The organism is Bacillus sp. HY001 (assembly GCF_007558965.1).
Classification (GTDB): Bacteria; Bacillota; Bacilli; order Bacillales; family Bacillaceae_G; genus Bacillus_A; species Bacillus_A mobilis.
This window is the reverse complement of record NZ_VLTE01000007.1, coordinates 1-13750: the sequence shown is the minus strand read 5'-3', so window position 1 is coordinate 13750 and position 13750 is coordinate 1. Positions and strand designations below refer to the sequence as shown.

Annotated in this window: 14 protein-coding genes; 8 read left to right on the top strand and 6 right to left on the bottom strand. The window is 34.4% G+C overall.

What is annotated here, in order from left to right; all coding sequences use genetic code 11:
- Window positions 1–2: 2 nt before the first annotated feature.
- Together FOT98_RS06880 and FOT98_RS06875 are read right to left on the bottom strand one after the other, a co-directional pair.
- On the bottom strand, window positions 3–968 hold the full coding sequence (locus FOT98_RS06880) for a patatin-like phospholipase family protein (RefSeq protein WP_063261843.1): 966 nt from the start codon (window positions 966–968) through the stop codon (window positions 3–5).
- Window positions 969–1055: 87 nt separating this feature from the next.
- On the bottom strand, window positions 1056–1202 hold the full coding sequence (locus tag FOT98_RS06875; protein WP_000540425.1) for a YjcZ family sporulation protein: 147 nt from the start codon (window positions 1200–1202) through the stop codon (window positions 1056–1058).
- Between the two features lie 224 nt (window positions 1203–1426).
- Here FOT98_RS06875 and FOT98_RS06870 point away from each other — a divergent pair, with 224 nt between their 5' ends.
- From FOT98_RS06870 to FOT98_RS06855, 4 genes are all read left to right on the top strand, one after another.
- Entirely contained in the window at window positions 1427–2179 is a 753-nt protein-coding gene (locus FOT98_RS06870; RefSeq protein ID WP_063261844.1) for a YwqG family protein, read from the top strand.
- 146 nt (window positions 2180–2325) lie between these two features.
- Window positions 2326–3486 (top strand): transglutaminase domain-containing protein, encoded by a 1161-nt coding sequence (locus tag FOT98_RS06865; RefSeq protein WP_063261845.1) that lies wholly within the window; start codon window positions 2326–2328, stop codon window positions 3484–3486.
- Between the two features lie 104 nt (window positions 3487–3590).
- On the top strand, window positions 3591–3788 hold the full coding sequence (locus tag FOT98_RS06860; protein ID WP_063261846.1) for a DUF4083 domain-containing protein: 198 nt from the start codon (window positions 3591–3593) through the stop codon (window positions 3786–3788).
- A gap of 30 nt (window positions 3789–3818) precedes the next feature.
- Entirely contained in the window at window positions 3819–4280 is a 462-nt protein-coding gene (locus FOT98_RS06855; RefSeq protein WP_063261847.1) for an NUDIX hydrolase, read from the top strand.
- Window positions 4281–4321: 41 nt separating this feature from the next.
- On the opposite strand, the gene nadE is transcribed toward FOT98_RS06855, so the two are convergent.
- On the bottom strand, window positions 4322–5140 hold the full coding sequence (gene nadE / locus FOT98_RS06850; RefSeq protein WP_061676485.1) for an ammonia-dependent NAD(+) synthetase: 819 nt from the start codon (window positions 5138–5140) through the stop codon (window positions 4322–4324).
- A 270-nt stretch (window positions 5141–5410) separates the two neighbouring features.
- On the opposite strand from nadE, the gene FOT98_RS06845 reads away from it, so the two are divergent.
- The 3 genes from FOT98_RS06845 (at window position 5411) to FOT98_RS06835 (ending at window position 8898) form a co-directional block, all read left to right on the top strand.
- Entirely contained in the window at window positions 5411–7291 is a 1881-nt protein-coding gene (locus tag FOT98_RS06845; protein WP_063261848.1) for an FtsX-like permease family protein, read from the top strand.
- Between the two features lie 115 nt (window positions 7292–7406).
- Window positions 7407–7694 (top strand): AbrB/MazE/SpoVT family DNA-binding domain-containing protein, encoded by a 288-nt coding sequence (locus FOT98_RS06840; RefSeq protein ID WP_000648284.1) that lies wholly within the window; start codon window positions 7407–7409, stop codon window positions 7692–7694.
- Window positions 7695–7947: 253 nt separating this feature from the next.
- Window positions 7948–8898 (top strand): serine protease, encoded by a 951-nt coding sequence (locus FOT98_RS06835; RefSeq protein WP_063261849.1) that lies wholly within the window; start codon window positions 7948–7950, stop codon window positions 8896–8898.
- A gap of 148 nt (window positions 8899–9046) precedes the next feature.
- Here FOT98_RS06835 and FOT98_RS06830 read toward each other — a convergent pair whose 3' ends face one another.
- From FOT98_RS06830 to FOT98_RS06820, 3 genes are all read right to left on the bottom strand, one after another.
- The gene (locus FOT98_RS06830; protein WP_063261850.1) at window positions 9047–10150 is read right to left on the bottom strand and encodes an ABC transporter ATP-binding protein; all 1104 of its coding nucleotides are present in this window, start codon (window positions 10148–10150) and stop codon (window positions 9047–9049) included.
- Window positions 10151–10414: 264 nt separating this feature from the next.
- Window positions 10415–11278 (bottom strand): PucR family transcriptional regulator, encoded by an 864-nt coding sequence (locus tag FOT98_RS06825; RefSeq protein ID WP_063261851.1) that lies wholly within the window; start codon window positions 11276–11278, stop codon window positions 10415–10417.
- 69 nt (window positions 11279–11347) lie between these two features.
- A complete protein-coding gene (locus FOT98_RS06820) occupies window positions 11348–12208 on the bottom strand; it encodes a helix-turn-helix domain-containing protein (protein ID WP_063261852.1) in 861 nt (286 codons plus the stop codon).
- 368 nt (window positions 12209–12576) lie between these two features.
- On the opposite strand from FOT98_RS06820, the gene FOT98_RS06810 reads away from it, so the two are divergent.
- Window positions 12577–13750: RNA-guided endonuclease TnpB family protein (locus tag FOT98_RS06810; RefSeq protein ID WP_144290983.1), on the top strand; the 1174-nt coding region annotated here is incomplete at its 3' end.

The following is a 13750-nucleotide window of genomic DNA, read 5'->3' as shown; positions in this document are numbered from 1 at the left end:
TATTATGAGTCAAGTTGACGGAAATACCGATTTGTTGCTCGGTCCTGATTTCCATTTCTATATGCATCAATATATTGTCTGAAGTTCCAAGATTGTAAAAACTTATTTGCGGCGTTATAACCAGAATTGTAAAGCCACTCTTTTTCTTCCTTTGTTAAATCGAAGTTTGTACTTGTAATGGACCCAGTTGGAATTGTAATTGTTCTTGCTTTTGATTCCTTATCTAAATGACGTAAATCATGGGCTTGCATCATTGTTTTAAATAGCCCTTTAAACATGGAGATAGGCTCGTTATAGTGGGCAGGATCAGCTTGAATCTCATCTTTTACGAAATGAAACCCAAAAGTTGGCCAGCGAGGAGAGGTAGGTGAGTCGAAAATCCAAATAGGATAATTACTTAAAATCCCTCCATCAACCATATAACAAGGTTGTTTCCATTTTGGGGTTCTCCATTTTACCGGTTCAAAGAAGAAGGGGATTGTACTACTCATTCTTACAGCTTTAGCAATAGAGAAGCGATAATTTAAAAATCCGTATTTTGGCAAATCATCGGGGAAGACAACCATTTTACCATTACTTATATCAGAAGCGATAATTTTAAGCTTATTTAAATCAGGTAAATCAGTAAATAAGTGAACTCCTTTTTTTCGAAGTAATTCTTCAATCCATTCTTCTATAAAAACATTAGAGTAAATACCAAGAGTAGTCCATGCACTTAATCCTTTGCCGATAAACGGGATTCTGTCAATAAAGGTTTTCTTCGTAAATTTATTATAATCAATATCAGTTATAATTGTTTTTAACTCTGAACAAGAATATCCTGCTGCTAGGAGCGCTGCGATAATGGAACCAGCTGATGTTCCAGCTACACGCTCCCATTCATAGCCTTTTTCAGCTAACGCGCAAATTGCCCCTACATGCGCAATTCCGCGTACACCGCCTCCTTCAAAAACACCATCAATTTTCATTAAACATACTTCCTTTCGAATAAAAGATTTAGAAATGGCAAAAAAGCACGTATTGTACGTGCTTTTTTACAATAGTTTTTAAATTTACTAGCAGCCTACAAAGCCGCCCCAACAGCTAGCTCCGATGATGATTAGAAGGATAAATAAAACGATTAATAAAGCGAAACCTCCATAACCACATCCACCACAACTACCGCCGTAACCGTAACCGCCGCAACTATATCCGTAACCCATGTGGAATTCCTCCTTAAATTAAAAATAAAAATGAACGAGGGGAAAATGTACTGGAAGAAATAATGAACTATCGTGTTTGTAGGAACAATGTATACTATGCTTTTTTTAACTTGTTCGCGTATGATGGAAGAGCCCGTTTTTTTGAAGGCTTGTCGTTTTTACAAAGAATGGAGTATAATCTTTGTGCGATGATACAAATAAGTATGTAAATGTAAGGAGAATGTATGAAAAATAAAATTGAAGTATTAATTGATAAATATGGGCTGACACATTTGAAAGAGGAACTTATTCATACTGTATTTCCTTGTGTGAAAGTTGTGCCAAAGCAGGCGGAAACAGTAGCGATAGGTAGTTCGAAAATGGGCGGCGTTCCTGATTTACCAGATTCATTTGAATACCCAGTGCACAAAGGAAATCCATTACAATTTATCGCTCAATTTAATTTAAATGATTTACAAAATGTTGGTATGGATCATAATCTTCCTAAGACGGGGATGTTATATTTCTTTAGCATTGAAAATTACTTTGAAGAAGATGTGAACCCAACTGAAGCGGGACGTGTACTTTATTATGATGTTCCTGTAGAGCAATTACAAAGAGCAGATGGATTCCAAACGAATTATAGCCAGTGTGCAACTACTTTTGAACTGACATATAAATTGCCAGAGCTGTTCATTGAAGATGAGGCTGATTCAGATCGATTCTTACAATTGCTTGAAGAACTAATTCCAGACAACTACGATAACCATCAAATGTTTGGTGAGCCATTCTCTGTACAAGATGAGGTATTGTACGAGACTGGACAATATATGGACATAAACCCGCAGCAAATGACGCTTTTACTCCAAATTGATTCAGATACTAAAAATTGTAATATGATGTGGGGAGATTTAGGGATGCTTTATTTCTGTATTGGAAATGAAGACTTGAAAAATCGACGTTTTGAAAATACATGTTGTGTATTACAAACTTGTTAATGAAGAAGGTTGTTCTTGTAGAAAGAACAGCCTTTTTACAATGTTAAATATGCATAATCTCATATGACCTATACGAAAAAGTATTGTATACTCTGAAACTATACGATACTTTTTTCGTATAGTTATAGAATGTAAGGAGTGACGAGATGGGAAAGACAAGTAAGTATGTGACAGCTACCCTGCTTTGTTCAACTATAGTAATGGGAGGCTTACACGCGTCAACGGTATCTTATGCAGCTACGAATCCGACTGTAGCGACAACACAATCAGATGCAAAGCTATTAAATGATTTCAGAAAAGAATTAAAAAAACAGGTTGATAATCGAGAAGAAAATATTACAATCACATATAAAACGAAAGATAGAAATGCTAGAAATGTTATGGACCAATTGTATGGCGAGTTTAATAAAATTGTAGATGCAGATGAGTATGTAAAATATAATGTAGCCTCTACTAAATATTCTATTAAAGGGTTACCAGGAAACTATACGTTTACACTGCAAGTGAAATACCGTGAATCAAAAGAGCAAACACAATATGTAAAATCACAGGCAAAAGCAATTATCGGTTCAATTGTAAAACCTGGAATGGACGAGCATGAAAAAGTAAAAGCGATTCATGATTACGTTGTAAAACATGTATCGTATGATACGTCTTATAAAGCGTATACAGCATATGAAGCATTAGCAAATCGTTCTGCCGTTTGCCAAGGATATACGTTATTAACATATGAATTGCTAAAAGAAGCAGGTATTCAAAACCATATTGTAACAGGTACAGGAAATGGACAAGCTCACGCATGGAATATAGTGAACATTGAAAACAATTGGTATCATCTTGATACGACATTTGATGATCCAGTACCGGATAAAGCTGGGCGCGTAACATATTCATATTTTAATATGTCTGATGAGCAATTAAGTAAAGATCACGACTGGGATCGTAGTAAATATCCAGCAGCAGCTACAAGTTACTTTGGTGAATTAACAAACAAAATAAAAGCGGGTAGCCCAAAGACTGCTTCGTATGAACAAATGTTAAAAGAAACAAACTTAAAATACTTATCTGCACAATACGGGGCAGACAATTACAGTGAATTTAAGCAAAAATTACAGCAACAATTCGCTTCTAAGCCAGAAAAGGTAGAAGTACGGTATAAGCAATCTATGGATGGAACAATGCAAGATATAAAGAAAGTGTTAAATGAAATAAATTGGCCAAAAGGTGCAAAGCGTGTATCTTATCAAGTAGCACCTTATAGTGCGATGGCAGATTATTCATTAGCGACAATTACATTTACGTATTAAGTAATGAGAAAGAGCATCTGTAAAAGGTGCTCTTTTTCATATGTATCACTTTAAAAAACAGAATTGTGTGATAAAATATAAAAAAGGAAGGATGTGGAATCTTATTGAATTTGTTCGAAAGTAATATTTTTACATTGATATATACTTGTTTAGTAATCGGACTTATCGTTTTGTTTTTCCTATCATTTACTTTGTTCCTTAGAAGATTATTGCAAAATGGTGCTGCAAAAAAACAACATGAAATGAATATGAATAAGAAGCTAGATCGAATTATTGAATTGCTTGAAATAGATAAGAAGTAATGATAGAAGACGTATGAAAAGGGGAAGAGGATGGCAAATTATATAAAAGAATTACGTGAAAAAGTAGGGCACGACTGTGTTCTCATAAACTTTGCGGGTGGTTGTGTGTTGAATGAACATGGAGAAGTATTGCTGCAAAAAAGAGGTGATTTTAACGCTTGGGGATTTCCTGGTGGTGCAATGGAAATTGGAGAATCTGCCGCTGAAACTGCGATTCGAGAAATAAAAGAAGAAACAGGCTATGATGTAGAAATAAATGAGCTTATCGGGGTGTATACAAAATATTTTCAAGCGTATCCAAATGGAGACAAAGCCCAGTCCATTTTAATATTCTTTTCATGCTCAATTGCCGGAGGAGAGCAAAAAGTAGACGGTGATGAAACGTTGGAATTAAAGTTTTTCCCACTAAATAAAATGCCACCATTGTTTAATCAACAACATGAGGATTGTTTACAGGACTTACTAGAGAAAAGAGTAGGGGTGTATCGTTAACATAAAAAAGAAGCTAATGAGATTAGCTTCTTTTTTATGTTTTATTTCCACCAATCATCAAACATTGAAGCTGGAACTTGTCTTTTATGTTCGCTTACTGCGTAACGTTTTTCAATTTTTTCTGCTACGTCAGCTGGAACGGCTTTACCTTCTAAATAATCATCTAGTTGATCATATGTAATACCTAACTCTGTTTCATCAGCTTGACCTGGTTTTTCATCTAATAAATCAGCTGTTGGCATTTTTAAGTAAAGTCGCTCGTCTGCACCTAATTCTTGTAATAGAGCGCGTCCTTGGCGTTTTGTTAATCCTGTTAATGGTAATAGGTCTGCACCACCATCTCCGAATTTTGTAAAGAATCCTGTAACAGCTTCTGCCGCGTGATCAGTTCCAATTACAAGTAATCCTTGTTGACCACCGATTGCGTACTGCGTAACCATACGGATACGTGCTTTTACGTTACCTTTATTGAAATCTGTTAATGATTCACCAAGTAAGTTTTCATATTGATTTGAGAAAGCATCAACTGTTGAAGCAATATCAAATGCAACAGATTGATCAGCTTGAATAAATTGTAATGCTAATTGTGCATCATCTTCGTCCTTTTGCACTTTATAAGGAAGGCGCACGGCAATAAACGTTGCGTTACCACCTTCATTACGAATTTCCTCCACTGCAAGCTGAGCTAAACGTCCAGCTAATGTAGAGTCTTGTCCGCCACTAATGCCAAGTACAAATCCTTTTGCACCTGTTTTTTTTACATAATCTTTTAAGAAATCTACACGTTTACGGATTTCTGCTTTCGGATCAATTACAGGCTGAACATGTAATGCTTTCATAATCTGTTCTTGTAATGTCATTATGATTCCTCCTATTCATATTAAAGCGGTAATTAAGTTTATATGTATATTGGTACATACTTCTATCCTTTATTATTTCGCAAAACTAACGAATATACAATAGGATGCGTGTATGAATATGAATGTAGTCATTATAATGAAACTGTTTCATTTAAGCAATTTTTTTGAAACCTTTCAATAATGTAAGGTTTTTGTCATTTGAATCGATGGAAGCTATTTCTGCATTTTACTAATATAAGAACATAGTTAGCAGAAGGGCGGAGAAGTAATATGAACATTAGAGAACTCGCATACCGGAATGTAACGCGAAATAGACGAACATACTCAGCATATTTTTTAAGTAGTGCATTTGCAATTATGGCCTTTTTTGTGTACTCATTTTTTGCGTTTCATCCGGCATTAAGCGCTGGAGAATTGGGACAGTATGTATTCGTAAGTATGTCTTTTGCACAGTCCATTATTTACTTATTTACGTTTTTCTTTATTTTATATTCGATGGGAATGTTTTTAAAAACGAGAAAGCGTGAATTAGGAATTTTAATGATGTTAGGTATGACGAAATATCAATTAAAGCGTCTTATCTTCTTTGAAAATATTATGATTGGGATAGGGGCAATTATTTTTGGAATACTTGCAGGCATGCTATTTTCCGGAATATTAATATTTGTAGCTCCGATGATATTAAAATTAGATATTACTTTAGCGTATTACATACCAATGAAAGCTATTGTTGTAACGAGTATTATGTTTTTCATATTATTTATGATTATTTCATTATTTAGTGCAGGAATGGTTCGTAAAAATAAAATTATGAAATTGTTTAGAGGATCAGCAGAAGCGAAGCCAGAACCGAAAGCATCTATTATTTCTTCTATATTAGCAGTCATATTGCTTAGTGCGGGATATGCAGGAGCGCTTCTGTCACATGGTGCAATGGTATTTGTCATGATGATTCCTGTTACAACGGTAGTCATTATTGGTACGTATTTGCTGTACAAGCAGTTAAGTGTCTTTATTATTAGACTATGTAAAAAAAGTAAACGTTTCTATTGGACACAGACAAATATTATTACGTTATCAGATTTAGCTTACCGCATGAGAGACAACGCAAGAATGTTCTTTATTGTAACTATTATTTCAACTGTAGCATTTTCAGCAATCGGCACATTAGTTGGTTTCGCATCAATGATGAAAGGAATTATGGAGAGACCAATTGCATTTCAATATCATTCTAAGCAAGGAAATAGTAATGAATCACAGCATTTGAAGATTATTGACGAAGGATTAAAGAAACATAATATAGCAGCTTCTAAAACAAACATTTCAACGAAAAAGACGGAGGAGCAGTCGTTAAGAAGTGCTATTTTCATAAAAGAATCAGATTATGAGAAATATGCGAAGTTAACAGGCGAACCATTTCAAACTATAGCAAATAAAGAAGCTTTATTTTTGGCGGTCGATATACCAGGACCACCAATGAAAGAAAGAAAAGAAATTACGTTACCAAACACGAATGAAGCTTTAAAAGTAAAAAAAGTTAATACTTCTTCGTTAAGTAAAATACTACGAGGTAACGTGTATGTAATCTCTAAAAATCAGTATGATACATTACAAGACGGCTTTAAAGAGGAAAAAGATTATGTGTACAAAACAGAAGGAACGAAAGATGAAATTGAAGTTGGTAAAGAACTTACGCATCAGATGAAGACTTATGAAGAACATGCCACGTTTAGTGCAGAAGAGTACGAACAAAACCAAAGTTTACAAATCGCAGGACCAATTTTATTTGTAGGCTTCTTCATTGGTATAGTATTTTTCGTATGTGCAGGAAGTTTCCTTTACTTCCGTTTGTTTTCTGATTTGGAGGATGATACTCGTTTATTTGAAATGATTCGAAAAGTAGGCTTAACGAGTGGGGAATTATCGAAAGTAGTTACAATCAGATTGGCACTTTTATTCTTCGTTCCAATAGGTGTTGCAACATTACATGGGGCAGTAGCGTTAACGGCACTAGGACAGATGTTTGAGTACTCATTATTTAAAGAAAATGCGATTGTATTAAGTATTTTCGTAGGAATCCAAGTTGTATATTTCTTACTAATACGATCTCGTTATTTAAAACAGTTGAAAGAGAGATTACGTATTCGTTAATTGTGTTATTTTAACTTGAGTACAAAATTTTCTAAAAAGAGACAAGTATTACCAAAAAGTGATAAAATGGAAAGAGCGAGGTGGAAAAAATAATAGAAAGTAAGGGGGGAGTAATATGAAAGCAACAGGAATTATTCGAAAAGTAGACGAATTAGGACGAATTGTTATTCCTAAAGAGTTACGAGAAGTATTAGGAATACAAATCAAATCACCACTTGAAATTTTCGTAGAAGAAGAAAAAATCATTTTACAAAAATATCAACCTTACAATGCTTGTCAAATAACAGGTGATGTTTCAGATCAAAACATATCATTAGCAAATGGAAACATTACTGTTAGTATAGATGGAGCGAAACATTTAATAAAAGAAATAGAGAAGTTTTTAAATAAGAGTGAAGCTTAGTCTTAATTTATTTTATTTTTAAAATTTCATATCATCCTTTAAAAACTATAAAAGGACCATTAAATGGGTCCTTTTATTTTTGTTATTGGTGCCTAAAAATTACGAGATTAATAAAAGAGTAGTATAAAATTAGTAAGCTATATTGAGAAATATTTTTAAGGAAGGAAAATGAAACGAATAAAACGAATGTTACATTTAAACCTTTTCAAAAGTGGTCTGAAATGAAAATAATATATTTTCAGGAGGGATTACGATGAATAGTAGTACAGCGAATAAACAAAAAGGTATACAATTGATTCCTTTTACAGTAGATAAGGTGGTTGAACAAGTAAATGAAATTCCACCAGGTGTACAACTTATTCATGCTCCACAAGTATGGGAGAAGAGTGCGAAAGGAAAAGATATTGTTGTTGCCGTATTAGATACAGGTTGTGATGTGAATCATATAGATTTAAAGGATCGCATTATCGGTGGAAGAAATTTCACGAAAGATTACAAAGGGGATCCGAATATGTACCTTGATAATAACGGACACGGTACTCATGTAGCGGGGACAATTGCAGCGACTGAAAATGGTGTCGGTGTTTTAGGAGTCGCACCGCTTGCTAAAATGCTAGTGTTAAAGGTTTTAGCGGGAGATGGTTCTGGAAGTTATGAGCAAATTATTGAGGCGATTCATTATGCTGTAAATTGGAGAGGACCTAATAAAGAAAGAGTTAGAGTCATTTCAATGTCACTTGGTGGTCCGCAAGACGTTCCAGAATTACATGAAGCAATTCAGAATGCGGTAAAGGAAGATGTTCTCGTCGTATGTGCTGCTGGGAATAATGGAGATTGTAATGATAAAACAGAGGAACTAGACTTCCCAGGTGCGTACGCAGAAGTAATTGAAGTCGGCGCTGTCAACTTAGAACGGAAAATCGCATGTTTTAGTAATTCGAATCAAGAAATTGATCTAGTGGCGCCAGGCGATGAAATATTATCTACGTATCCTGAAGGGAAATATGCGGTATTAAGTGGTACTTCTATGGCGACACCACATGTTGCTGGAGCGCTTGCATTGCTCATTAAGCAGTGTGAGAGGGAATATGGTAGAAAGTTATCAGAGCCAGAAATATATGCACAACTTATTAAAAGAACTGTACCTTTAGGATATGAACGTACATCTGAAGGGAATGGATTACTAGATTTATTAAAAGAATAGCAAATACTAAAAAACATCTCATAAAAATATGAGATGTTTTTTAGTATGGTTCTGTCACATATACAGAGGAATCTAGTATTTAATTCTACTTCACGAAATGTTTGCCACAACTGTATCTGTTTTTTCTGAAGTAGAAGCTATGCATCCATTACATATTACGAATCCGTTGTTCGGTAGTGATATCGAAAAAGTGTGCTTTCGCTAAACTAAAAGCTAATGGGAGTGAATCGTTAGCCTTAATCTCGGAACGAGCGTTAATTCGCGCAATAAAGTTTTGATTTGAAAGTTTTCCATGAATCATCGTTTCAGCACCTAATAATTCAGCAACTTCTACTGTAATTTCGACTGTGGATTCAGGAGAAGATTGAAGAACGATTGGCTCATCATGAATGTCTTCAGGACGAATGCCGAGTATGATTTTTTGTCCATTATACCCTTTTTGCTTTAAAGTTTTTAGTTGTCCATCTGGTACTTTGAAGCGAATATTTTCCATGTGAAAATAGTTATCTTGTAATGTTCCGGTAAAGAAATTCATAGCTGGAGAACCAATGAATCCGCCAACAAATATGTTTTCAGGCGTATCATATACTTCTTTTGGAGTCCCGACTTGCTGGATGAGTCCATCTTTCATAACGACAAGGCGTGATGCCATTGTCATTGCTTCTGTTTGATCATGTGTCACATATATAGTGGTCGTATTTAAACGACGATGTAGTTTGGAGATTTCTGAACGCATACTGACGCGTAATTTTGCGTCTAAATTCGATAGAGGCTCGTCCATTAAAAATACTTTTGCATCACGGACGATAGCTCTTCCTAGTGCAACCCGTTGGCGTTGTCCACCTGATAATGCCTTCGGTTTTCGTTGTAAGTAATCTTCGAGCCCTAATATTTTCGATGCCTCCGTTACTCGACGATTAATTTCATCTTTTGGAAGTTTGCGTAGTTTCAAGCCAAACGCGATATTGTCATAAACAGTCATATGCGGGTATAGTGCGTAATTTTGAAATACCATCGCAATATTGCGATCTTTTGGAGCGACATTATTCATACGCTCTCCATCAATATAAAACGAACCATCGGAAATGTCTTCTAGACCTGCGATCATGCGTAGAGTTGTTGATTTTCCGCATCCAGAAGGACCGACAAATACGATAAACTCTTTATCTTCAATATGTAAATTAAAGTCAGAAACAGCAGTGGTTTTATTATCGTAAACTTTAAAAATATGATCTAATACTAGTTCGGTCATAATTATTCACCCCTTTTTGTAATTGATTGAATTATAAGATTATTAAAAGCGTAAGTAAATCGGCATTGTGCACAAAAGAATGAGAGGCTATTATGCAAGTTTACAGATTTAAGAAACAAAAAAGCAACTGTAGGATATACTTTCATCTATAGATATGGGATAAAAGTATTACTTTTTAGTAGAAAAATATGTTAAAAGAGTTTCTAATTCATAAAACAATGATGGTATGAGAAAATGAATATTGTAACGTGTTTCATGAGAGTTTCACGAGATATCTAAAGAAAGAAACGCCATATAAACTGCTACTGCACCTTCAAAAGTTTTTATATTAATCCCTGTTTTTTCAATGAATTTATCAATTCGATACTGCAAAGTATTACGATGTAAATATAATTGTTTCGCTGCAAGAGATACATTTAAGTTACATTGGAAGAATACTTTAACGCTATCAATTAGTTCTTTGTCATTCGAAATGTGTGCCAGTAAATGATTCGTGTATTTTTTTCTTTCTTCTTTCGGTAATGAAATCATTAATTGATAAGGGAGCAGTTGTTCAATGTATGTAATTTTTTTTGATAAATAGGGAGAAAGAACAGAAAATAATTTTCGCTCCCATTGATACAGATAAGCAAATTCAGCTGTTTGCGTATAGCGTCTTCCAACAAAGAAGGATAGGGATACAAAAAAATCTGTTTCTAGTGTATCTAAGGCTGTTTGCAATACAGACTCCGTTATGTTTTCTTCTAATATGAGGACGCCAGCTTGCGAAGTTTCCCATATCATTGTAGTAGTAAAAGAAAACATAGACTGTAAAGCATCTTGAAATTCTTCTCTTTCTACTATAGATTGTGTTGTGAAGAAGTGTAAAAAACGAACTGATAGCATAGAGATATTGTTATTTTTGTATAATGCTTCATGCCACGATTTTTCTTTTTCTGTTTTATAAAATGTCTCAGTATGAATGGGTGTTAAGATGGATGAAAGCAATTGATGCTCCCTTTGATGTAATCGGGTTTTTCGAATCCCGACTTTGTTTCCTTCAACTAAAAACCAGCTATAATCTTCTGAAAACACAGCTTCATTGATTTTTATATCCTCACCATAATATGTTTTTAATTGTTGAATCATAGGAACACTCCCCCTTCAAAAATAATAGTAACAATATTGTAAATAAGTATAGATGCATTGCAATTATCTTTAAATTTTTGCACTAGAATCTTGTATGTTTTTGCTAGAATTGATAGCGTTTCTGTATTGTGAGGGAGATAGATTCGTTTCTCGTTTAAATGATTGTGCAAAGAATGATTGGGAAGAAAACCCGGTAATAGTTGAAATGTTAGAAATTGAATAATTGGTAGTTTCTAACAATATTTTACTTTCTCTAATACGAGTTTGAATTAAGTATTCAATAGGTGAAACGCCGACGAACTTCCTGAAAGAATGGGATAGGTAATATTTGTTTATATGACTAATTCGAGCTAATGTATCCAGGCTAATATTTTCGTGAAAATGCTGCTTAATATAGTTTTTAATAAATTCAATATCTTTATTGATTTTTTGAGTAGATGTTTTTTCTACATTAAAGGATTTTTTTCTCATCATTTTAAGTAGTAATATTTCCAGAATATTTTGTATAATTAAATCATAATCTTCCTGATGGTTTTCCACTTCCTCGACCAATTGCTGAAGGTAGAAGAGAAAGTTTTTTTGATCCTGGCTATAATTATGAATAGTAACTGGACTAGGATTTTCTAAGGATGAAAAGGACAGGCCTTGAATACCAAGTGCGATGTATTCGAGTGGGTGATTCGTATCAGACTTTTCCGTGTGCTCGATATTTGGATTGATGATAATTAAATTGTGTTCTTGGACAGGGATTTCTTCTTTATAAAAGATAAAAGTTCCTTTGCCCTTAGTAATATACAATAGCTCTGTAAAATGATGCGCATGAATGGTACTATGCCAATCTTTATCGTATTTTGACTTTGTTATGTAAAGAAGTTTTACTGGAAGATGATTCCGTTGAAACTGTGGAATCTCATATACTTCATTGGACAATTGAATCCCTCCTTCATAGATTTTTTATCTATTTTATCCTTTTCGGCAAGAAAACTCCATCTGATTTGTGTTACGGGTGAAACCCAACAATTCAGGTGGAGATGAATTGCCGTTAGAAGGTAGGCTGAACTCTTTTGTTTCGCTCATAATAATGTTTGAGGGCGAATGTTTGTTTCTTTTTTTCTTACGATATCATGTAGATAAGGAGGGAATAGATTGTAAGACAACGAAATTAGATAATGATTCTCATTCAGCTACTTGATCCAAAAGGAATTACGATGAAGAAGATGTTCTTGTTCTATTTCTTTCTAAATATTAATTTGTCAAAAATAATTTTAATAATCCCTCTAAGAAAGGTGGTGAAAACAATGGCTAGAAAGAAAGCAGTGAAAGTATTACGGAAACAAAAGAAAAGAGAAAACATGCAACGATTCACGCAGAAACAGAATATCGGACGAGCTTGTCTGACTGCAAGAGAATTTCGCTTACTTCAGCGCATGTCACATAGTTCAAAAGCTTTGCGAAATGCTGGCTTGTACACGATGAAACAAAGTTATTTGAACGATAATAAAATGGCTACTGTAAAAGAAGTGGATACTGCCATGCAAACCGATATGAACTACTCGGGCGTTCAATCAAACTCTGTTCAAGCGATTCGTAGAGCCTTGTTTACAGAAGTGAAGAGCTTTTTTAAAGCATTGGAACAGTGGAAGAAAAATCCTGAGAAGTTCACAGGTCGTCCGAAGTTTCCAAATTATTCTCATTCCACCGACAAACGAATTATTGAAATCTATCAAGTTCCAAAAGTGGATGAGAGCGGGTTTTGGATGATTCCGATGAGTGTTGCATTCAGAAAAAAATTCGGTTCCATTAAAATACGTATGCCGAAAAACTTAAGAAATAAAAAAATCTCCTACATTGAGATTGTACCGAAGCAAAAAGGTCGGTTCTTTGAGGTGCATTACACATATGAAATGCACGTTTCTCAAATGAAGAAACAATCAGCGACCATTAGTAACGCTTTGAGTTGCGATTTAGGTGTAGATAGATTAGTAAGTTGCGTGACAAATACAGGTGATGCATTTTTAATTGATGGAAAAAAACTAAAATCCATTAACCAGTACTTCAACAAAATGATACGTAATTTACAGCAAAAAAATATAGAAAATGGAATTTCAAAACGCGTTGTAACGAATAAAATGGCTGCACTTTGGCATAAACGAGAACGACAAATAAATGGTTACATTTCAGAAACGGTAGGCCTGTTGTTTAAAAAAGTGAAAGCATTTGGCATAGATACGATTGTCATAGGCTATAACACTGGTTGGAAACAAAAATCTGATATGGGGAAAAAGAATAATCAAAAGTTTGTTCAAATCCCGTTTCATAAGCTGATTGCAGCAATTGAGAATAAATGTATAAAAGAAGGTATCCGATTTTTCAAACAAGAAGAAAGCTATACTTCAAAAGCCAGTTTCCTAGACAAAGATCCGGTTCCAGTTTGGTCTAAGGATAATAGAGCCCAATATTATTTTAGCGGCA